At 50.4% G+C, this 20909-nt stretch carries 18 protein-coding genes; 14 read left to right on the top strand and 4 right to left on the bottom strand.

The window, feature by feature from the left end; all coding sequences use genetic code 11:
* Positions 1-54 precede the first annotated feature (54 nt).
* The 11 genes from ACR9Y8_RS23485 to ACR9Y8_RS23535 all read left to right on the top strand — a co-directional run bounded on the left by ACR9Y8_RS23485 (position 55) and on the right by ACR9Y8_RS23535 (position 15175).
* The gene (locus ACR9Y8_RS23485) at positions 55-1242 is read left to right on the top strand and encodes a FecR domain-containing protein (RefSeq protein ID WP_481215693.1); all 1188 of its coding nucleotides are present in this window, start codon (positions 55-57) and stop codon (positions 1240-1242) included.
* A gap of 266 nt (positions 1243-1508) precedes the next feature.
* Positions 1509-5009 carry a TonB-dependent receptor gene (locus ACR9Y8_RS23490; protein WP_481215694.1) on the top strand — a complete coding sequence of 1167 codons (3501 nt, stop codon included), beginning with the start codon at positions 1509-1511 and terminating at the stop codon, positions 5007-5009.
* 20 nt (positions 5010-5029) lie between these two features.
* Positions 5030-6583, top strand: coding sequence for a RagB/SusD family nutrient uptake outer membrane protein (locus ACR9Y8_RS23495; protein WP_481215695.1), 1554 nt, complete (start codon positions 5030-5032; stop codon positions 6581-6583).
* A gap of 97 nt (positions 6584-6680) precedes the next feature.
* Positions 6681-7523 carry a glycoside hydrolase family 16 protein gene (locus ACR9Y8_RS23500; protein WP_481215696.1) on the top strand — a complete coding sequence of 281 codons (843 nt, stop codon included), beginning with the start codon at positions 6681-6683 and terminating at the stop codon, positions 7521-7523.
* Positions 7524-7556: 33 nt separating this feature from the next.
* The gene (locus ACR9Y8_RS23505) at positions 7557-8987 is read left to right on the top strand and encodes a glycoside hydrolase family 30 protein (RefSeq protein WP_481215697.1); all 1431 of its coding nucleotides are present in this window, start codon (positions 7557-7559) and stop codon (positions 8985-8987) included.
* 47 nt (positions 8988-9034) lie between these two features.
* Positions 9035-9622 (top strand): ASCH domain-containing protein, encoded by a 588-nt coding sequence (locus tag ACR9Y8_RS23510; protein ID WP_481215698.1) that lies wholly within the window; start codon positions 9035-9037, stop codon positions 9620-9622.
* Positions 9623-9665: 43 nt separating this feature from the next.
* Complete coding sequence (locus ACR9Y8_RS23515) at positions 9666-10139, top strand: DinB family protein (RefSeq protein WP_481215699.1); 474 nt, start codon at positions 9666-9668, stop codon at positions 10137-10139.
* 29 nt (positions 10140-10168) lie between these two features.
* Positions 10169-10741, top strand: coding sequence for a Crp/Fnr family transcriptional regulator (locus ACR9Y8_RS23520; RefSeq protein WP_481215700.1), 573 nt, complete (start codon positions 10169-10171; stop codon positions 10739-10741).
* A gap of 75 nt (positions 10742-10816) precedes the next feature.
* Positions 10817-11557 carry an SDR family oxidoreductase gene (locus ACR9Y8_RS23525; protein ID WP_481215701.1) on the top strand — a complete coding sequence of 247 codons (741 nt, stop codon included), beginning with the start codon at positions 10817-10819 and terminating at the stop codon, positions 11555-11557.
* Positions 11558-11636: 79 nt separating this feature from the next.
* Positions 11637-13178 (top strand): MFS transporter, encoded by a 1542-nt coding sequence (locus ACR9Y8_RS23530; RefSeq protein WP_481215702.1) that lies wholly within the window; start codon positions 11637-11639, stop codon positions 13176-13178.
* A gap of 767 nt (positions 13179-13945) precedes the next feature.
* Positions 13946-15175, top strand: a complete 1230-nt coding sequence (locus ACR9Y8_RS23535) for a multiheme c-type cytochrome (protein ID WP_481215703.1) — start codon at positions 13946-13948, stop codon at positions 15173-15175.
* Here ACR9Y8_RS23535 and ACR9Y8_RS23540 read toward each other — a convergent pair whose 3' ends face one another.
* Positions 15176-15634: a hypothetical protein gene (locus ACR9Y8_RS23540; RefSeq protein ID WP_481215704.1), complete on the bottom strand. Its 459-nt coding sequence runs from the start codon at positions 15632-15634 to the stop codon at positions 15176-15178. It abuts the gene before it with no gap.
* A 105-nt stretch (positions 15635-15739) separates the two neighbouring features.
* Complete coding sequence (locus ACR9Y8_RS23545) at positions 15740-16777, bottom strand: aldo/keto reductase (RefSeq protein WP_481215705.1); 1038 nt, start codon at positions 16775-16777, stop codon at positions 15740-15742.
* Positions 16778-16906: 129 nt separating this feature from the next.
* Between ACR9Y8_RS23545 and ACR9Y8_RS23550 the strand changes: the two genes are divergently transcribed.
* From ACR9Y8_RS23550 to ACR9Y8_RS23560, 3 genes are all read left to right on the top strand, one after another.
* Complete coding sequence (locus ACR9Y8_RS23550; RefSeq protein WP_481215706.1) at positions 16907-17374, top strand: RipA family octameric membrane protein; 468 nt, start codon at positions 16907-16909, stop codon at positions 17372-17374.
* Between the two features lie 130 nt (positions 17375-17504).
* Positions 17505-17708 (top strand): hypothetical protein, encoded by a 204-nt coding sequence (locus tag ACR9Y8_RS23555; RefSeq protein WP_481215707.1) that lies wholly within the window; start codon positions 17505-17507, stop codon positions 17706-17708.
* 73 nt (positions 17709-17781) lie between these two features.
* Positions 17782-18966, top strand: coding sequence for a DUF4221 family protein (locus tag ACR9Y8_RS23560; RefSeq protein ID WP_481215708.1), 1185 nt, complete (start codon positions 17782-17784; stop codon positions 18964-18966).
* On the opposite strand, the gene ACR9Y8_RS23565 is transcribed toward ACR9Y8_RS23560, so the two are convergent.
* Both ACR9Y8_RS23565 and ACR9Y8_RS23570 read right to left on the bottom strand, forming a co-directional pair.
* Positions 18963-19604 (bottom strand): hypothetical protein, encoded by a 642-nt coding sequence (locus tag ACR9Y8_RS23565; RefSeq protein ID WP_481215709.1) that lies wholly within the window; start codon positions 19602-19604, stop codon positions 18963-18965. The two genes, ACR9Y8_RS23560 and ACR9Y8_RS23565, sit on opposite strands and share 4 nt — an antisense overlap.
* A gap of 463 nt (positions 19605-20067) precedes the next feature.
* Positions 20068-20892 (bottom strand): hypothetical protein, encoded by an 825-nt coding sequence (locus tag ACR9Y8_RS23570; RefSeq protein WP_481215710.1) that lies wholly within the window; start codon positions 20890-20892, stop codon positions 20068-20070.
* Positions 20893-20909: the final 17 nt, after the last annotated feature.

Consider the following 20909-nt stretch of genomic DNA (forward strand, 5'->3'; position numbering starts at 1 on the left):
CTCATTTTGGGATATTATAGTAGGCGCCCGCCTGAAAGGGCGCCGGCATAACGTATGTCTCAACTAAATGGCCACTACGAAAAACTGCTGCAGCGGTACCTTGACGGGCAATGTTCGCCGGAAGAGGTAGCGGAACTGTATGCCTGGCTTCGCACGTCTGAAGCCCACCGTCCCCTGCTGGCAGCCATGCAGCAGGAGTTTGAGCAGGTTATGCAACAGCCCCAACAGGTACCTGCAGCGCTCAGCGACAGGGTAGAAGCCCGCCTGATGCAGGATATCAATCGTAAAAAGATAAGGCCCCTGTTCAACCGCTACCGGGTAGCGGCTGCTGCTGTGATCCTGCTGGCGATGGCTGGCGGTTTCTGGTGGTTCGCATCTGTCTCCCGTAACGCGCAACAAAGCGCTCCTGCCAATCAAATTGCCGCCGTTAATAAAGATAACGATGTGGCTCCCGGTACCAGCAAAGCGGTGCTCACCCTGGCAGACGGATCTACGGTAACACTGGATAGCGCCGGTAACCAGGTGATCCAGCAGGGTAGGACCCTGGTACAACAAAGTAATGGCCAGCTGCAATATGCTGCTGAAGGCAGGGGAGAAGCGATCGGGTATAATACCCTTACCGTGCCCAGGGGCGGGCAGTTCAATATAGTATTGCCGGATGGCAGTCATGTATGGCTAAACGCCGCTTCCACATTACGCTTTCCTACCGCGTTCGCCGGTAAGCAGCGTTTGGTGGAGCTGCAGGGCCAGGGCTATTTCGAAGTGAAGAAAGATGTGGCCCATCCTTTTATCGTAAAAGTGAATACAACGGAAGTGGAGGTGCTGGGCACCCGTTTCGATATTATGGCCTATGCCGATGAAAAGAGCCTGAATACCACCTTGCTGGAGGGCGCTGTACGTATGAAACAGGGAGCCATCCAGCACCAGCTTATTCCCGGTCAGCAGGCCGTGTTGGACTATGCCAGTGGCCGTATGTCTGTACACCCGGTGGATGTAGACGAAGTGGTGGCCTGGAAAACCGGCTTCTTTGAATTTGATAATGCCGCCATCACTGTCATTATGAGGCAGTTGTCAAGATGGTACGATGTTGAGATCAGCTATCTGAATAATAACAGCAGCCGGCTTTTCGGCGGCCGTATCAGCCGCAACCTGCCGCTGTCTGAAATATTGCATATGCTGGAGGCAAACGGCGCGAAGTTTAGCCTGGAGGGTCGCCGGCTGATGGTTACAGTAGAAAACTAAACTATTTGAACTAAAACAATTAATCAGCAACAAAATCTCATTACGGGCCCGCATCCACGTCCGGGCCGTAATGAAAATATCGTAAACATGAAAAAACTGGTAAACATCAACGTTATGATTCAAAAATCAAGCTAGTACAAAGGGGGGAATCAAAGAAAAAGCCGGAAGTGCTCGCAACACTCCCGGCAGGAAGTCTGGGATTCCCGAAGATCATCAGTCCCGTTTAAGAACTATTTATCTCGTCATTTCCCAAACACTACAAAAGTATGCAATTAAACTTTAGTGGTAGCGCTTTCCATGTGGGTAAGCGATCCGCTCATCAACCACGCCAGGTAGAGGCCATACTGAATGAAACACCTCGTTTTGCCTGCAAAATCGTCCGCGTCATGAAATTGACTGCCTTTTTGCTGCTCGCAGCCTGCTTGCAGATCAGCGCAAAAGCGGTATCGCAGCAGATCACACTCTCAGCGAAGAACGCACCTTTAAAGAAGGTATTGAAAGAAGTATCCAGACAGGCCGGAATTTCCATCGTATATGATGAAGGCCTGATCTCCCGTGCCAACCCGGTGACGATCTCTGTTAAGAACGCCTCCGTGAAAGAGGTACTGGACGAATGCCTGAAAGACCAGCCGATCATCTACAGCATGGATGGCATGCGTATCATTATACAAAAGCCGCAGGCGCCCCGCCAGGTACAGCAGGAGGATACTACTATTGCCGTAAGCGGCCGTATTGTGGATGAAAAAGGAGATCCCGTACCGGGCGCCAGCGTTCGCGTACAGGGCACCAACAGGGGCACTGCTACAGACCCTGAGGGCCGGTACACCATCCGTGCCCCGCGCAATGGATCACTGGTGGTGAACTTCCTGGGATATGCTCCTAAGACCGTTGCGGTAACAGGCGGCACCCTGGATGTGAAGCTGGAAGTAGCCCAAACGGCTTTAAGTGAGACCGTTGTGGTAGGTTACGGCGTACAGAAGAAAAGCGTAGTAACCGGCTCTATCTCCAGCGTAAGGGCTTCCGACCTGGAAAATCAGCCTGTTACGCGCCCGGAACAGGCGCTGCAGGGCCGCACTTCCGGTGTTACCATCGCCGCTAACTCCGGTCAGCCGGGATCCGCATCCGCAGTAAGGGTGAGGGGCCTTACCACCTTCGGTAACAACAACCCCCTGTGGGTAGTGGATGGAGTAGTAGTAGACAATGGCGGTATCGGTTACCTGAACCAGTATGATATAGAATCTATAGAAGTGTTGAAAGACGCTGCTTCCCAGGCCATTTACGGTGCACGTGCAGCCGCCGGCGTTATCCTGGTTACTACCAAAAAAGGTAAAGCAGGAACGCTGAAGGTGAACTACAATGGTTACTACGGTATTTCTGCGCCTGCCAAAAAACTGAAAATGCTGAATGCTACCGAATATGCCACTTTAAGGAATGAGGCGGCGCAAAACATGAATAACCCTACTAAATATCCTACTCCTTTTGCGGACCCTACTTCTTTCGGACAAGGCACTGACTGGCAGGAACAGATCTTTAACAACAGCGCACAAAGGCAGAACCATGAGATCAGTGTAAGCGGCGGTAACGACAGGTCTACCTTTTACAGCTCTTTCGGTTACCTGAACCAGGAAGGTATTGTAGCTACAGACATTTCAAAGTATCAGCGCGTGAATGCACGTCTTAACTCCGTGCATAAGGTGTCAAAGTATATCACTTTTGGTCAGAACGTGGGCTACTCCTATGAAAAGTCTGTTGGCCTGGGTAATACCAACAGTGAGTTTGGCGGCCCCTTAAGCTCTGCGCTCAACCTGGACCCGATCACTCCTGTAGTGGAGACGGATCCTGCTAAACTGGCACAGTCGCCCTATAACCAGGCCGGTATAAGAAGGGATGCCCAAGGCCGTCCTTACGGTATTTCCACGATAGTAGGACAGGAGATCACTAACCCGCTGGCCTACATCACTACACGCCTGGGCAACTATAACTGGTCGCATAATATTGTAGGCAATGCTTACCTGGAAGTACAACCCATCCCTGGCCTGCGGTTCAGGTCCAGCATAGGTACCAAGATAGCGTTCTATGGCGCAGAGACCTTTACGCCCAGCTTTTACCTGAACTCTTCTACCAACAACTCACGTACTTCTTTCCGTAGAACCAATAACCAGCGTTTTGACTGGAACCTGGAAAATACAGTCTCCTATACAAAGGCATTTGGTCCGCATGATGTAACGGTATTGTTAGGACAGGGCGCATATAAGGAGAACCATACCAGGGGCACGGATGTAACTTACTACGGTATTCCCGTGGATAATTTCGATGATGCTTCCATGCAATGGAATGTTGCTCCCGCAAACAAAGTGTCCTCCGGCAGCGAAGGAATCGATCATAAAGTAGCTTCCCTTTTTGCCCGTGTGAATTATGCTTACGAGGAGAAGTACCTGTTTACCGGTATTGTACGCCGGGATGGTTCTACCCGCTTTGGCGCCAACAAGAAATATGGTGTCTTCCCCTCTTTCTCACTGGGATGGGTAAGCTCTAAAGAAAACTTCTGGCCGGCTAACAATGTGGTAGACTTCCTGAAGATCCGTGGTGGATACGGCGTGGTAGCTAATGATAATACTGACGACCTGGTCTATGCGTCTCTCATCGAAGGTGGGCGTAACTATCAGCTGGGTACGCAAGACAACTTCCAGGTTGGCTACAGTCCCAAAACACTGCCCAACCCGGATCTGCGCTGGGAACAAACCAGCCAGACAAATGTCGGCTTTGAAGCTACGCTCTTCAGGGATTTCATCCTGTCTTTTGACTGGTACAAAAAAGTAACCAGCGGCATTCTCCAACCGCTGCGTATACCCATGTATGTGGGTGTTACGGTGAATCCCGTTGCAAACGTAGCCGATATGAATAACACCGGTATGGAGCTGGAGCTGGGCTACCGTAAGGAGCTTGGCGACTGGACCGTGTCCGCCAATGCGAATGTTTCCCATATAAAGAATGAAGTGACTTATCTGGGCCCCGGTAAAACCTATGTAACGGACGGACAGCAGACTTTCCAGTCTACTTCCTGGCCGCTTACCCGTACCGCACTGGGACAGCCCTTCGGCGCATTCTATGGTTTCCGTACAAATGGTATTTTCCAGACCCAGGCGGATGTAGACGCCTATGTGAATAAAGAAGGCAAAAAGATCCAGCCGAATGCAGCTCCAGGCGACTTCCGCTGGGTGGACGTGAATGGTGACGGACAGATCAACGAGAACGATCGTGATTTCATCGGTAATCCTACGCCTACCTGGACTTACGGCCTCACCCTGAACGCAGCGTATAAAGGATTTGATCTGACTGTATTCGGACAGGGCGCCGGTGGCAATAAGATCTTCCAAGGCCTTCGCCGGCTCGATATCCCAACCGCCAACTGGCAGACAACTGCCCTGGGCAGGTGGCATGGCGCGGGTACTTCCAACGACATCCCCAGGCTAACAGTGGACGATCCTAACGAGAACCACAACTACACCAATCCTTCCGACTTCTATCTGGAAAGCGGCAATTATTTCAGGATCAGGAACCTGCAGTTGGGATACACCATACCGGCATCTCTGTCTAAACGGGCTAAGATCGAAAAGATACGTGTATACATTATGGCAGAGAACCTGGTGACCATTACCAAATACTCGGGCTACGATCCTGAGGTAGGCGGTGATCTGCTGGGTGTAGACCGTGGTATTTATCCGCAGGCCCGTTCCTACATGCTGGGATTGAATGTTACTTTTTAACAAGTTAAAGCTGATCAACAATGAACAAACTGAAAATATCCTATATCGTTTTGCTGGCGGCAGGCATACACCTCGGCAGCTCCTGCAAAAGAAGTTTTGTGGAAATAAAGCCTAAAGGGGCTACCACGGAGTCCAATTATTACCGCGACCAGACCGAGGCATTCAACGGGCTGGTAGCAGTGTATGATGTAGTGGGTTGGCAGGGCAGCGGTTTTGTTACAAAAGTGGGCGCCCTCGATGCTGCCTCAGACGATCACTATGCCGGTGGCGGCGGTGCCAACGATGTAAGCGCACTGCAGGTGTTCTCTAATTATACCCTGACGCCTGCACAGGGGCCCTCCGAAGAAATGTGGAAAATGGGCTTCTCCGGCGTATATCGTGCTAATCTTTTATTGTCCAAACTGCCGAACGTACCTATGGACGAAAATCTGAAAAAGCGGTATGTGGCAGAAGCCAAAGCATTACGCGCCTATTTCTATTTCGACCTGCTGCGTTTCTTCAAAAATATACCCCTGATCCTGGAGCCGCTAACACCCGGTAACATGTATGATGTGCCGCAGGTAGCTCCGCAGGCGGTATATGCGCAGATCGAAAAAGACTTGAACGAAGCCATTGCGGAAGCAAATTTGCCTGACCAGGTTCCAAAAAACGCAGAAGGCGGCCGTGTAACCAAAGGCATGGCACATGCTTTATTGGGTAAGGTATATCTCTATGAGAAAAAATGGGCACAGGCTGTTACCGAGCTCCAGGAAGTGAACGGCGCCACCCCCGGCCAGATAAGCGCTAAATATGGTTATAACCTGCTCGCCAACTTCGGTGATCTTTGGAAATCCGATAAAAACAGCAAATTCAACAGCGAATCCATTTTTGAGATTTCCCATAATGCTACCTCTGCTGGTAACTGGGATTGCGTGGGTTGTACAGAAGGCAACGTGCTGGGCGTGATGGTAGGGCCCAGGGCATATACGCCGAAGGCTCCCGGTGCACCTGACTATGTGTCTGGTTGGAGCTTCCTTGTAGTAACACCCAGCCTCTTTAATGCTATCCATGGCGATCCCCGTTACAAGTATACGGTGGCCAACCTGGACAGCATGGAAAAGAACAACATTGCTACTTACCAGAAAGCTAACATGAACACCGGCTATTTCCTGGAAAAATTCGCCGGCCGTGTATCTACCCGCAGCGACGCCGGAGGTAACTGGGAGCTGAACTTTGGTCAGAATATGTATGAGATCCGCCTGGCAGATACTTACCTGATGGAAGCGGAAGCCCGTGTGCAAACGGGAGAAAGCGGCGCTGCAGGCACCCGTTCCTACCAGCTGCTGAACGCAGTGCGCGCCCGTGTAGGCCTGCCTCCTATCAACGCCACACTGGATAATATCTTTGCGGAAAGACGCCTGGAATTGGCTGGCGAAGGTCACCGCTGGTTTGACCTTGTGCGTTCTGGCAGGGCTGCTGCCGTATTGGGCAGCCGCGGTTTCGTAGCAGGTAAGCACGAGATCCTGCCTATTCCGCTGCTGGAAATGGAGAATACCCTGATCGAGCAGAGCAAGGAGTGGGGCGGCACCAAATAGGAAATATTGATGCTGAGCTTTATAATATAGCGCTATATTGCACGAGCTGCCGGTAATGAGGCCGGCAGCTCGTTTTTATTAAAATAAGCTTGATGTGATGAAGACAGGTAAACATATTCGCTTTTTCCTCCTCACGGCGATGTTCGCAGCTGTTGCCGTTTCTGCCCGGGCACAGGCTCAGGGACAGGCCCCTGTAGACAAAGGCTGGAAATTCGAGTCTGCCCCCGCCTGGGCGGATGAATTTGACTATACCGGCGCGCCTGACAGCACCAAATGGGGATATGATATTGGCGGCAACGGCTGGGGCAATAATGAATTGCAGTATTACACCAATAGTACAGACAACGCATCCGTAGCCAAAGGCATCCTTACCATCACGGCGCGTAAAGAGGAGAAGGAAGGAAAACACTATACCTCTGCACGTATGGTGACCAAGAACAAGGGCGATTTCCTGTACGGCCGTTTCGAGATCAGGGCTAAACTGCCAGCCGCCAGGGGTACCTGGCCTGCTATCTGGATGCTGCCTACCGACTGGGCATACGGCGGCTGGCCTGAGTCAGGCGAGGTCGATATCATGGAGCATGTAGGTTATGATCTCAATAACATCCATATTACCACCCACACCAAAAAGTATTACTTCAAGATCAACACACAAAAGACCGCCACCAAACGGATCAGCAACGCCACTACGGAGTTCCACCTTTACCGGATAGACTGGACGCCCGCTACTATCCGCGGATACATCGACGAAGAGCTGATCTTCGAATTCCGGAATGAAGGAACCGGACCTGACGTATGGCCCTTTGACAAACGCTTTCACCTGCTGCTGAACATTGCGGTAGGCGGCGACTGGGGCGGACAGAAAGGCATTGATGAATCAGCCTTTCCCAGCGCTATGGAAGTAGACTATGTACGTGTATACAAAATGATAGAAAAATAAAGCATTAAGGAAATAATAACGATGGGGAAAAAGATGAACAGGCATGCGGCCCTGCTGTTGCTGTCAGGCATGCTGTATACTACTACTGTTACAGGCAATATACATACATCCGGCCCGGGCGATCCGCCTGCAAAAGCATCCGTAGCCTGCTGGCTTACCACTCCGGATAAAACGGCCTTATTTGCAAAACAGCCGCTGAACCTCTTGTTCAGGAAAGAAACAAAGAATGACTATCCTGTCATCGACATCAATGAAGCACAAACTTTCCAGGAGATAGATGGATTTGGATATGCACTTACCGGTGGCAGCGCCACGCTGATCCACTCATTGCCTGCAGCTACACAGGATGCCTTGCTGAAAGAGCTGTTCCTGGCAGACGGCACGCATATCGGCGTAAGCTACCTCCGCATCAGCATCGGCGCTTCAGACCTCAGCGATACTACATTTACGTATGATGAAATGCCCGCCGGGCAAACCGATGAACAGCTGCAGCATTTCAGCATAGCGCCGGAATATAAAGACCTGATACCTGTACTGAAAAAGATCGTAGCGTTAAACCCCGCTATTAAGATACTGGGCTCTCCCTGGACGGCCCCTACCTGGATGAAGACCAACAACAGCTTTAAAGGCGGCAGCCTTAAGCCTGAATATTATACCGCCTATGCGCAATACCTGGTGAAGTACGTACAGGCCATGCAGCAGGAAGGTATTGTGATAGACGCGATCACTCCACAGAACGAGCCCCTGCATGGCGGCAATGTTCCCAGCATGGTGATGCAGCCTGCAGAGCAGGCGGCTTTCATCGGCAGTCATCTTGGCCCTGCTTTCCGGTTGGCAGGTATCAAAACGAAGATCATCATATATGATCATAATGCAGACCGGCCTGATTATCCCATTACCGTGCTGAATGATGCCGGGGCGAGGCCCTACGTAGATGGTTCCGCTTTTCACCTGTATGGCGGGCCCATCACCGCACTGTCTGAGGTGCATAATGCTTATCCTGATAAGCATGTGTACTTTACTGAACAATGGGTGGGTGGCCCCGGCAAATTTCCCAGTGATCTGCAATGGCATGTAAGCACGCTGGTCATCGGGGCTACACGCAACTGGTCGCGGAATGTGCTGGAATGGAACCTGGCGGCAGATCCGGCTTACAAGCCTCATACCATCGGCGGATGCACTACCTGCCTGGGCGCTTTAACTATTGACGGAGACACGTTTACACGTAATGTGGCCTACTATATTATCGCCCATGCCTCTAAGTTTGTAAGGCCGGGCGCTGTGCGTATTGCTTCTACCGTTCCTGCTGAGCTGAACAATGTAGCGTTTAAAACGCCGGATGGAAAGAAAGTGCTGATCGTAGTGAATAACGGGAAAGAAGCGCAAAGCTTCAAGATCCGTTACAAGGGAGAAGTGCTTACCAGTTCCCTGGACAAGGGAGCGGTGGCTACATATGTGTGGTAACGAAGGTGAGCGTCAAAATAGTAAAGGAATGATATTTTTGTATTCCTATGCTATTTAAAACGGTTCATCTCGAGGGGATCAGGTCAGGGAAGATCAAACTGGCTTTCCGTAAATGGAAAGTGGCTGCTGTTAAAAGCGGCAGCCTGGTAAAGACGAGAGTAGGCCTCATACAAATAGTGGATATCAGCCAGGTTACAACAGATGAGATTACTACAGCCAACGCAAAGCAGGCAGGCTTTGAAAACCGCGAAAAGCTGCTGGCCCAGCTGAATGCCGTCACCGAAGGCAAGATCTTCAAAATAAAAGTGCAGTATCACGGGCAGGACCCGCGTATTGCTTTACGCGAACAGGTAACTTTAACGGATGATACCTTTGCCGTGCTCAAAGAAAGATTACAGCGGCTGGACCGCTACAGTAAGCAGGGCGCCTGGACCCGCCAGCTGCTGGAACTGATCAGGGACAACCCCAAACTGCGGGCGGCAGACCTGGCCGCTAAAAACGGAAGAGAAAAAGAATGGCTGAAATTAAATGTACGCAAGCTGAAGAACATCGGCCTGACCATCAGCCACGATCCCGGCTACACGCTTTCACCTTTAGGAGAGGAATTTCTCCGTAAGCTTATCAGGGAGGGCTAAGATCCTGCCTGGAAATGCCCTATCTTGGAATAAACATTCCTTTATGAAAGACAGCTGGACATTGCAATATGAACTGGTGCAAGGCGCCAGGGCGGTGCTGCTGGATTATTGTGATACTTTTCAGTCAGCACATTTTACTGCAGAAACAAGCGGCTTTGGCAGGGGTGGCAGCATTCGCAACCTGCTGGTGCATAATGGCCATGTATACCGCTACTGGATGGGTGAGCATTCCCTGGGTAGGGAAATGCAGTACCCGGAGTATACGGAGATCTCCAATGTGCAGGAATGCCGTGATTATTATGCAAGTATCAATACGCTTGTAGATGAGTTTATCGGCCGCTTTGCAGAAACGCCTGCTGCAGTGCTTAGCTCTACCCGTGATAATAAAATAACCACCACTACTGCGCTGGAGGTTTTTACGCATGTCATCACCCACGAATTTCATCATAAAGGACAGATGCTTTCTATCAGCCGTCAGCTGGGATATACGCCGGTGGATACAGATGTCATCCGTTAGCAAGCGTATTATTTGTAACTTTAATGCTAATGAAGCAGCCACTCATTGCCTTTTTACAATTGTTCAGTACCATTCCTGAAGCTGAGCAGGAGCTGATCAGCGCGGCCTTCCAGCCGATGTCGCTGAAGGAGGGAGATTACCTGCAGCGTGGCGGACAGGTTTGCAGGCAGCTGTTCTTTATCTGCAGCGGTGTGCTGCGCATTGTGGTGGTGAATGATAAAGGCGTGGAAGTAACGCATTACTTCCTCAAGCAAAACCAGTTCTGTACTATTCTTAACAGCTTCAATACGGAAACGGTAGCCGATGAAAGCATACAGGCCGCCTGTGACGCGGAAGTGCTGGCCATTACAAAGCCGAACCTGCTGGCCTTGTATGATCAGCTGCCGTATGTGCAAACCCTCATTAACCAGGTTATCCAGCAGGGATTGCTGGATAAGATCCGGATCCGCAATACTTACCTGGGGCAGGAGGCTGCTACCCGGTATAAGCTCTTCATGATGCAGCAGCCTGATATTGCCCTCCAGGTTTCGCTGAGCGATGTTGCTTCTTACCTGGGCATTACGCCGCAGTCGCTCAGCAGGATCCGTAAAAACTTTCGCTAAGCTTTTGTTTTTTACCATATGGTAAATGTTGCCCGCTACCGGGTACAGACCTTTGCATTACTAAAATGATCTGTTATGAGTAAGCAAAGCGAGATTCACGTATTGACAGGAAAGAAAGTAATGGTACTGGGCGGAAGCTCAGGCATTGGATTGGCAACCGCTAAAGCTGCTGCGGCAGAAGGTGCGCAGGTAATTATCGTTTCCGGTAACCGGGAGCGGATCGATCAGGCGCTGAAAGAGCTGCCAGATGGGGCAGCAGGGCATGCGGTAGACCTGGGTAATGAAGCAGCGATCAAAGATTTCTTTGCTACGGCAGGCAGCTTTGATCACCTGGTATACACCGCTGGTGAGAACATCAGCCTGGGCGATATCAGCGGAACAGAAATAGCCACCGCCCGCAATTTCTTCAACATCCGTTACTGGGGAGCACTGGCAACGGTAAAGTACGCCGCCTCCCATATCAATCCCGGCGGTTCTATTAACCTGATCGGCGGTATTGCCAGTCCGCGGCCCGGGAAAGGCTGGGGAATAGCCGCCAGCATATGCGCCGCGATGGAAGGGTTTACCAGGGCCATGGCCATAGAGCTGGCGCCTATACGGGTGAACCTTGTTGCTCCCGGCGTAGTAAGAACCAACCTGTGGAACAGCTTATCTGCAACAGACCGGGAGCAGCTGTATACTTCCGTTGGGAGCAGTCTGCCGGTGAAGCGGATCGGGGAGGCGGAAGACATTGCCCTCAGTTATATTTACCTGATGAAGCAACAGTTTGCCACCGGCCAGGTACTGGTGGTAGATGGCGGCGCCGTACTGGTATAAATACCCCCTGAAATTGGCATGTTTGCCCGCCTTGCTTTCCCCCGGATGGTAGTAAGTTTGATCTACAAACTGATCCCGGATGCAAACAGCTGCTACAGTACATAAGATCGTTCCCGCAAAGGCAGGGCGGAAGGAGTGGATAGGGCTGGCCGTACTGGCGTTACCTACCTTGCTGGTGGCGATGGACGCCACTGTCACCTACCTAGCCCTGCCTGCGCTCAGCGCCACCATGAAACCCAGCAGCGCGCAGCTGCTGTGGATCACGGATGTTTTTACCTTCCTGGAAGGAGGCCTGCTTATTACCATGGGTACGCTGGGCGATCGTATTGGCAGACGGCGCCTGCTGCTTACAGGCGCTGTTGCTTTTGCCGTTGCATCGGCCTTTGCTGCTTTTTCAAACACACCTGGTATGCTGATCGCAGCCCGCGCACTGCTGGGTATAGCGGGAGCTACTTTGTTGCCTTCTACGCTTTCTATTATCCGCAATATGTTCCATGATGCTGCGCAGCGTACGTTTGCGATCGGCATCTGGACCACCTGCTTTGCAGCAGGCACTATGCTGGGGCCTTTGCTGGGTGGTATCCTGCTGGATCATTTCTGGTGGGGTTCCGTGTTCCTGATAGGGACACCGGTGATGCTGCTCTTCGTGATACTGGGGCCTTTGTTGTTACCGGAGTTTAAAGATCCGGGAGCCTCGCGTATGGATCTGTTCAGTGCATTGCTTTCATTGCTGGCTATCTTGCCTGTTATTTACGGTATAAAACATATCGCCGAAAATGCGAGGGTGGAGATGATATCAATTATAACGATCATCGCAGGATTGATGCTCGCAGCTGTGTTCATACGGCGGCAGCAAAGCCTGGCTGATCCGCTGATCGATCTGCGGCTGTTTAAGATCACGGCATTCCGTTCTACCTTGGTGGCCTTGCTGGTATCCATGTTCTGCTGGTCGGGTTTGTATTTGTTTATTGCGCAGTACCTGCAGCTGGTGCTTAATATGGATCCTTTAAGGGCTGGTTTGTGGACGATCCCTGCCGCGGCGGTTAGCATGGTGGGTTGTATGCTGGCGCCGGTTACTGTTCGTAAAGTACGCAGGGCGTATATGATGGCAATAGGGATGACGATTATGAGCATAGGGTTGTTTATGTTATCTCAGATACAGATCCCTTTAGGCTTAGCTTACCTGGTGGCTGCTTCGATCATATTGAGCTTTGGTTGTGGCATTACCGTTACACTAGGTGTGGATATGGTGGTGGCTACGGCGCCGCCTGAACGTGCGGGTGCGGCGGCTGGGTTGTATGAAACCAGCACTACATTAGGAACGGCATTGGGGGTAGCGATATTGGGAAGCATAGGTACGGCGGTGTATCGTGGGAAGATGGCGGTAGCCGTCAGTAATTTACCTGAAGATGTTACAAGGGCGGCGAAAGGTACGCTGGGTGGGGCAGTGGCGGTTGCGAAGCAGGTGTCAGGAGATGGAGGTACTTTATTGCTAACTACGGCAAGAGCAGCTTTTGTGCAATCTATGCGGTTTAGTGCAATGGTGGCGGCGGTGTTGTTGATAGCGACGGCGGTGGTAACGGCGGTGTTGTTAGGACGTGCGGGGATGAGTAAAGATTAATTATTACATTTTGATATTCTCTTGCTAAAACAAATGGATAGAGAAGAAATGGTTGCTAAATTTTAGCAAATTATTTGGTGGATATTTATCCGGCATTTATATTTGCGATGTCATATACCGTTTCCAAAAAGAAACTCACTTAATTTAAAGCCCAGTGTGCTCGTTCAAGCAACTGGGCTTTTACTTTTTTGCTAACAATTAGCAATGGCTCAGTGTCGCAAGGGCCTCTTAGTTGGTGACGCCTAAACAAAACGGTATATGACTAATCGTTTCTGTTCTGGCAACTGCCGCGACGGCTGGGTATTTAGCCCTTACATCACTGTAAATGGTGTACGTAAGCGGCATCCCAAAGGCAAAGTGTATCGCTTTGCCTGCCGTTGTTGCTGTAAGTACTAACGGAGATCCCTCAAAACTAAAACTTTGAGGAGAGCTCTACAGGGAGCCGATATGACCGGGATCGTTAAATCCGGCGCCCTCCGTTTGTGGGAACGGGGGGCTTCCTATTTATAACGCTGTAAAGATTAACAAAGTTATGACAAAATCCATGTTTGTATGGCATTTTGTATATTATACTAGCAGAGAAATTTGCTAAAGTAAAAGCCCAATTGTTGGAACGGACAATTGGGATTTAAATTTGTTAATGAATTAGCAATGGTTGGTGACAAGAAAAAGTTCAACAAATATGACAACTCAAAGTTATGCTAAAAAACCAATGCCAAAATTCCTTTTGCATATATTTTGTATATTAGCCGCCATTCAACCACGTCATGAATAAACGTCTTTTATACGTATCCTGTTTTCTCATTTCCTGTATCACCATTCTTTCACAATGCATCACAAAAGCGCCGCATACTGCAGATCCCAGGGGAGCTGATTTTGCAGGGGCTGCCGCCTGTGCGAATTGTCACAAAAATATTTACGATAACTACATCGGCACTGCCCATTATCATACTTCATCTCCTGCTTCCAAAGCAACGGTGAAAGGCAGTTTCGCAGCGCCAAATAATGTCTTCGCATTTAGCAATGATGAAAAAGTGATCATGGAAGAACGTGACAGCGGCCTTTTCCAGGCGGAGTATCACAATGGCGTATTGAAAGAAGCACACCGTTTTGATATTACAATAGGCTCCGGACAAAAAGCACAGACCTTTCTCTATTGGAAGGATGCCAAGTATTATCAATTGCCTTTGTCTTATTTTATACAGACGGACAGCTGGGCTAACAGTCCGGGTTTCCCTCCCTCGCATCCTAAGTTTGACAGGATGATCCCCAGCACCTGTTTTGGTTGTCATAGCGCTATGGTAGGAATTAAGAATGTGGAGATAATAGGGCGCAACCTTTCTGAAGATTTTGAAAAGAACCAGCTGGTATATGGGATAGATTGCGAGCGCTGTCATGGTCCGGCGGCGGAGCATGTGGCCTTCCATACAGCACATCCGGATGAGCGGAAGGCGATGCATATAAAGGCGATCGGTACCCTGAACAAGCAGCAAAAGCTGGATATGTGTGCGCTCTGTCATTCCGGGCTGAGAACTCCACAAAAATCAGCCTTTGATTTCAGGCCCGGTGATGCTTTGAATGATTATTTCTTTCCTGATTTCTCCCGTCCTGCCAAGCCAACGGAAATGGATGTGCATGGCACGCAATACCAGTTATTCACCGCCAGCAAATGTTTCATCAGGAGCAGGGATATGAACTGTTCTTCCTGTCATAATCCGCATAACAATGAGAGAGGGAACCTGCAGGTATTTTCCTTACGCTGTATGGAATGTCATAACAGCGCGGGTCATAGCACCTGTAAAATGACAGCTTTACCGACGGCTACGCTGGTAGAGAATTGTATCGATTGCCATATGCCTGCATTGCCTTCCGGCAGCATTACTTTACTGACGAATGCCAAAGTAAGACCGGTGCCAGATTCCATCCGTACGCACCTGATCACTATTTACGAAGAGGCGACAAAGCGCGTGACAGCGCGCCTGCAGAAGAAAAGCTGATCATCGTCTTTCCCAAAGCGGCTTCACTTTCATCAGCCATTTCAGGTAGGGGATCAGCACAATCAATTCTCCCCTGAAGCTAAAGCCTGAACGGTTGATCAATGGATAGATCATCACGAATGTGCAGCATAAAATGCCCACTACGGCATCTGCTAAACCTAATTTTATCGCCCACTGCTGTTCTGTGAGCAGGCAGATGGAAGTGGCGGCTTTCAGTGAGTAAAGCACTATCAGTATCAGCGTTATCAGGGAAAACGGCCTGGTGCTGGCGCTCAGGCCATACAGGGAAAGGTCAACAGACATACCTCCGAGGCTGGTCAAGAATGATACTACTACTCCGAAGCCCATGATCAGGAAGATCCATGTAAATATTTTCACCCACCAGGGCAACAGTGATCGTCTGCCCGGCAGGGCCATCTCATCGAATTCAGGCCCAAAGATGGATTCTTTTTCCTCCATAAGTACAGGTTTGGTCGATGGCTAAAGATACAAAGAAAAGAATAGCCGTATAGCGGACAGATGCTATACGGCTTTGATGGTATGTAGGAAGGTAAAAGCCCCTGTTTAGTAGAATGTTGGCGGCGGGTTCAGTGTCAGGTTCTGACGCTGGTGCCAGTAGGGATAGATGGTGGGTACCTCGCTGGCGGCATCCAGCTTTTTCAGCTGGTCTGTGCTGAGGTTCCAGCCTACGGCCGCAAGGTTCTGTTTTAACTGTTCTTCGTTGCGGGCGCCTATAATGATGCTGGATACGGTAGGGCGTTGCAGCACCCAGTTGATGGCTACCTGGGCGATGGTCTTACCGGTTTCGGCGGCTACTTCGTCCAGTGCATCAATGGTATTGTAGAACACTGTATCGTTCACGACTGCTTCGGGCACGGGACTGCCGCCCTGCGCCACGCGGCTGTCTTGCGGGTAGGGTTGTCCGCGGCGGTATTTGCCGCCCAGTTTCCCGGCTGCCAGGGGAGACCATACCAATGCGCCTACTTTCTGGTCGATCCCCAGGGGCATCAGTTCCCATTCATATTCGCGGTTGGCCAGCGAGTAGTATACCTGGTGCGCCACGTAGCGGTTCCAGCCATATTTTTCTGAAACGGCGAGTGATTTCATCAGGTGCCAGCCGGAGAAGTTCGAGGCGGCAATGTACCGTACCTTGCCACTTTGCACCAGGTCGTCAAGGGTGCGCAGGGTTTCTTCAACGGGCGTATTGCCGTCAAAGCCGTGCATATGGTAAATGTCTATATAGTCTGTTTTCAGGCGTTTCAGGCTGCCTTCTACCTGCTTCATGAGGTGAAAGCGGGAAGAGCCCTGGTTGTTGGGTGGAGGACCAAACGTAAAAGTAGCCTTGGTAGAGATGAGCAGTTTATCACGCTTGCCGCTGATAGCTTTTGCCAGTACTTCTTCTGCCAGTCCGTCTGAGTAAATATCAGCCGTGTCGAAGAGGTTGACGCCTGCATCCAGGCAGATGTCTACCAGGCGGGTGGCCTCTTCTGCCTGTGTATTGCCCCAGGCTTTAAAGAAATCGTTCCCGCCTCCAAAGGTAGCAGTGCCAAAGCTGAGCACCGGTACCTGCAATCCTGATGCGCCTAATTGTCTGTATTCCATAAGCTATCCGTTTTGTATTTGATATCCAATTTACGACATTGCTGTTAATGCTGCTCTTACTACCAATTTGGATAGTATACTTTTAATGCCGTATTTTATCATGGTATTGTAACCTCAAATCAGCAAACTATGGACGAACTTCTCTTCCTCGACAAGGACTATGAACGGAAGATCGGCTTCCTTGTTCAGCAGTTCAGCCGGATGTGGACCCGGTTCAACATCTTTGTTACCATCGAATCTTCCCTGATAGGCGGCAAGTTCATTTTCGATCCAAAAGGCCATAACGCGGGTTTTGCCCTGCTGGGTATTGTGCTTTCATTCACCTGGTATGTGTTCGGGGCTAATGACAAGTACCTGGTAGAGGTGTACCGGAAAGCGGTGGAGGAAGCGGCTAAGAAGATCACTTCGCTGGCTGCGCTGGACAAATCCTATCCCCAGGGAAATGGCTATCATTTTGTAGGAGATGTGTACCGGTACCCCGACATCAGGCCGGGCTTATTCAGCTGGCGCCTGGAATGGTGCAGTATTACGCACCTGGCGGCATTGTTCCCTTTTATACTAATGATCGCATGGATTGTTTACCTGATCGTTGCCTGATTTTTTTTAAGCGCCCCGGGCTATTTGTAAGATAATTTACTTAAATTTAAATTGATTTGTTTGATTACCTGTTGTGCCGGCCATTTGTACTGTAATGACACATTTTCCCTTAATTTAAACTATATCACCAATGAAAAAGATCTGTATTCTTTCCGGCATTGCTGTAGTAGCCTTATTATTTGTATCCGGCACTTCTTCCGGAAGCGGTTGTCAGGATGATCATCATGGCCTGCGTGGTAAATGCAGGGTTACCGTTGTAGATGGCGTATACCATTTTGATTGCGTAACACCTATTGATCCTACTGTCACAAACTGTACTTATTACGTAGAATAGCCGCACGCTCATTAACCAAAACAAGAAAATAAACAGGGTATTTTCCCTGTTTATTTTTTTTCACCTGTATCATATGCCTGGAAGACCACTGTTCCCTCTTTTATTATGCTGGATCACTGCAGTAAGTTTAACTGCCTGTAATAATGGGAGAGAAAAGCCCTTTCCCAACTGTATCCTTACCAAAGAACCTGTTGTGCCCATTCGCATCACGCAGGGCAAAATGCTGAACCTTTACCTGGATAGTCTTATGGTGATGGGAATATCAACGCCTATTGATTATCATGAAAAGGAACAGGTATTATATGCGTTTGACAGCTATAATAAGCGGCTGCTGGAATACCCGCTGGTGTTCAACGGGGATACGATCCGCCCACGTAACATTCAGCCAGTGCATGTAAGGCATAAGATCTCCTACTTAAAATATATTTCCGCTGATAGCCTGGTATTGTATGCTTATGGCGGCGCTAAGCTGTTTTATTATTCCATTAACCGTGGCGTGGTGGATAAGGAGTATTCGTTTATGAAAAACAAGACCGCCGGTATGCATGCGGCGCCACCCTATGCCAATGCGGCTGCGCCGTTGTTGTTCAGGGGCCAGACCATTACCGGCTTTGGATTCCTGCTGGGAGAACAGGAAGGGGAAAATCCCGCGCTCCGCACGATCTGCGCTACTATGCAAATGCCGTCTGGTAATACCCGTTATCACCTTCCTTACCCCGATGTGTACCGCGAGCATAACTGGGGCGGATCACATCTGCGAACGCCGTATGCAAGCTACAATGAGCAAACGCGGCAACTGTTGCTTAGCCTGCCGGCGGATCATCACATCCGGCTGGTGGACAGTAACTGGCAGGTAAAGGATGTGTATGCGGGAAGCCGTCAGCAAATCTGTATCACCTCTATGGGACTGTCAAAAGGGGATGAGCAGGTGCTGGATGTTGATTATGCACTGCAATATTATACCGGTACTCCTTCCTACCGTAATATCATCTATGATCCATATCATGACCGGTATTACAGGATACTGGAATTGCCGCCGGCGAAGGAGAAGCTGGCCGGTGGGAAGCCCGCCGCTAAGACGGCCAGCCTTATTGCATTTGACAAAGACTTTCAATACCTGGGTGAGGCAGCTTTACCGGATGGATTGGCGCTGGATAATTTCTTTATTACTGCTGAAGGATTGTATTTCCTGAATGTGCGCAATAAAGATCAGAACATTGCGCAGTATGCGCAGTGTAAGGTATCCATACCGCGTTAGTCGAAGTAAGGTTCAGGGCCGCTTCTGTCTACATGGAAGGCCTGGTCAAGATAATATACTACGCTCTCCGGCGCTTTGGCGGAGGGCATCAGCTCCCGCAGGGGAGTGACTATTTTCGGGTATTCATCGATAAATTCCAGTCCTTTCACAGCGGGCAGGTGGAATGACTGCATCAGCAGTTTAAAACGCTCCAGCTCTACGCCCCAATACCGGATGTATTTGCTTTCGCTGATGCTTAGTTCCATCAGCACTTCTTTGGTCTGGAATAAGAGGCCAAATTCCAGCTGGCAGTCCTGTGTCAGTTCTTCCCGGTATTTTTCCAGTTCGTTTAATATAAACTGTTTTTGCAGTAAGCCGGTGGTGGCGCTTTCATCTTCGGATATCCCGTACACGCAGCACACCTGGGGGGGCAAGGTGAGGGCAAGGGCCTGGAAGAGGTCCCATAGGCGGTTGTTGTCAATATTGATAGTGGCGTGAAAACGGTAGGGTAAACGGTGGGTAATGGCTTCGTTGAGCTCGAGGGTATAGCCTTCCTGGATCCGGGCCTTTCTTCTTTTGTGGAGGATCTCGTCGAAGTCGGGCCGGTAGCTGATCTCTTCATCGGAGGGGATGCGTATGGTGATGGGAAGTACGAGCATAGGGCAAATATACGGCGGAAATTAAAGGATTGGGGAGGAGGGAGAAAGAGCTGGCTAAGCCCCGACTAAGCACTTACAAGGCAGGGACCAGGCACTTAGTAAGCACTGACTAAGCACTTGCTAAGCTGGTTCGCGGAGCAGGCATATAGTAAGCGGCCAGTGGGAGTATACTGTAACACAAGGGTTAATGCACGTAAGGTGGACTTGATCGGGAGTTCAGCTGGGGATGAAAAGGAGGAGGGTAGGGGATGAAGTTGGGGGTTTGAGGTGGGATTGGCGGGCGCGAAAGTTTGAGAAGCAGGAGTGGACGAACGGAAAGGAGCTGTTTTTGGGATGGAAAACAATGGATGTTGAGGGTGTGTGATATAGCTTTCCCGGGAGCGTGGCGCCCAAGACGAAGGGAAGGTGGTGAAGTGATTTTAGTGCGACTGAAGACCCTGAGGAGATTGGCTTCGGCCCGTCTCTACACAGGGCTCCGAGGGCCTCGCCATGACGGATGGGGAGACCCGGGCGCGCTCTCTGGGATTTCCGGGAACGGCGATGAAGATGTGGCTTGAACGCGGTTACGGAAAACGAAACGCTTACGTGTTGCTTTTGCCGGGAACGGCGATGTTGTGGCTTCTGCTGCAGGGATAGCCATGCTGATCACATCGGCGGCCATGTAGCGGCGGTCGCCGGAGGGGTAGAGAACGCCGTTGCATGCTTTACAGGCACGGTATTGCAGTACGACCATGAGGGCGCCCTGGCCTTCAACAGGAACGTTGAGGGCTATACCGTTAAAGGGTACGTCTTCATTGAGCCCGATGATAGCTGTGGCGACATCGGTGCTGATCACACGGTTTTCAGCGAAGCTGATGCGGGTAGCGATGAGGCGAAGCTCCACATGCGTATTATTGCCTTGTGGCAGAAGTTCCTGGGCGGGGATATGCAAGCCGCCATTTACCGTGAAAACAGGGAGAATAGTAAAAAGCTTTTCAATGCCGGTATGCTTATTAAAGTGGAAGCCCTGGAGGTTCGGGAAATTGTCACGACCTGCCTGGATGAATAGCTTGTTAAGGCGGTTTACCAGGGTGCCGTCGCAGCGGACGTCCAGCTGGGGGCGGAATGCTTTGCGAACAAGTTTCCCTTTCCGGCTGGCGATGCCGAAATAGCGGGCTGCCCTCCGGGTGGCGGAGGTTTGTCTTACTTTGTCCGGCATGCTACGCAAGAAATATTTGCCATTTCTACGGTAGCCGATGACGTTCTGTAACCTGCCGGTGAATTTGAGAACGCCGGTTTGCAACGCCATGGGAAACAGGTTTTAAT

The organism is Chitinophaga sp. SVR4-12A, from assembly GCF_056754765.1.

Bases quoted from the DNA above. Each gene is read 5' to 3' on its own strand.
- ACR9Y8_RS23485 (WP_481215693.1), top strand. From the start codon at position 55: ATGTCTCAACTAAATGGCCACTACGAAAAACTGCTGCAGCGGTACCTT.
- ACR9Y8_RS23490 (WP_481215694.1), top strand. From the start codon at position 1,509: ATGCAATTAAACTTTAGTGGTAGCGCTTTCCATGTGGGTAAGCGATCC.
- ACR9Y8_RS23495 (WP_481215695.1), top strand. From the start codon at position 5,030: ATGAACAAACTGAAAATATCCTATATCGTTTTGCTGGCGGCAGGCATA.
- ACR9Y8_RS23500 (WP_481215696.1), top strand. From the start codon at position 6,681: ATGAAGACAGGTAAACATATTCGCTTTTTCCTCCTCACGGCGATGTTC.
- ACR9Y8_RS23505 (WP_481215697.1), top strand. From the start codon at position 7,557: ATGAACAGGCATGCGGCCCTGCTGTTGCTGTCAGGCATGCTGTATACT.
- ACR9Y8_RS23510 (WP_481215698.1), top strand. From the start codon at position 9,035: ATGCTATTTAAAACGGTTCATCTCGAGGGGATCAGGTCAGGGAAGATC.
- ACR9Y8_RS23515 (WP_481215699.1), top strand. From the start codon at position 9,666: ATGAAAGACAGCTGGACATTGCAATATGAACTGGTGCAAGGCGCCAGG.
- ACR9Y8_RS23520 (WP_481215700.1), top strand. From the start codon at position 10,169: ATGAAGCAGCCACTCATTGCCTTTTTACAATTGTTCAGTACCATTCCT.
- ACR9Y8_RS23525 (WP_481215701.1), top strand. From the start codon at position 10,817: ATGAGTAAGCAAAGCGAGATTCACGTATTGACAGGAAAGAAAGTAATG.
- ACR9Y8_RS23530 (WP_481215702.1), top strand. From the start codon at position 11,637: ATGCAAACAGCTGCTACAGTACATAAGATCGTTCCCGCAAAGGCAGGG.
- ACR9Y8_RS23535 (WP_481215703.1), top strand. From the start codon at position 13,946: ATGAATAAACGTCTTTTATACGTATCCTGTTTTCTCATTTCCTGTATC.
- ACR9Y8_RS23540 (WP_481215704.1), bottom strand. From the start codon at position 15,634: ATGGAGGAAAAAGAATCCATCTTTGGGCCTGAATTCGATGAGATGGCC.
- ACR9Y8_RS23545 (WP_481215705.1), bottom strand. From the start codon at position 16,777: ATGGAATACAGACAATTAGGCGCATCAGGATTGCAGGTACCGGTGCTC.
- ACR9Y8_RS23550 (WP_481215706.1), top strand. From the start codon at position 16,907: ATGGACGAACTTCTCTTCCTCGACAAGGACTATGAACGGAAGATCGGC.
- ACR9Y8_RS23555 (WP_481215707.1), top strand. From the start codon at position 17,505: ATGAAAAAGATCTGTATTCTTTCCGGCATTGCTGTAGTAGCCTTATTA.
- ACR9Y8_RS23560 (WP_481215708.1), top strand. From the start codon at position 17,782: ATGCCTGGAAGACCACTGTTCCCTCTTTTATTATGCTGGATCACTGCA.
- ACR9Y8_RS23565 (WP_481215709.1), bottom strand. From the start codon at position 19,604: ATGCTCGTACTTCCCATCACCATACGCATCCCCTCCGATGAAGAGATC.
- ACR9Y8_RS23570 (WP_481215710.1), bottom strand. From the start codon at position 20,892: ATGGCGTTGCAAACCGGCGTTCTCAAATTCACCGGCAGGTTACAGAAC.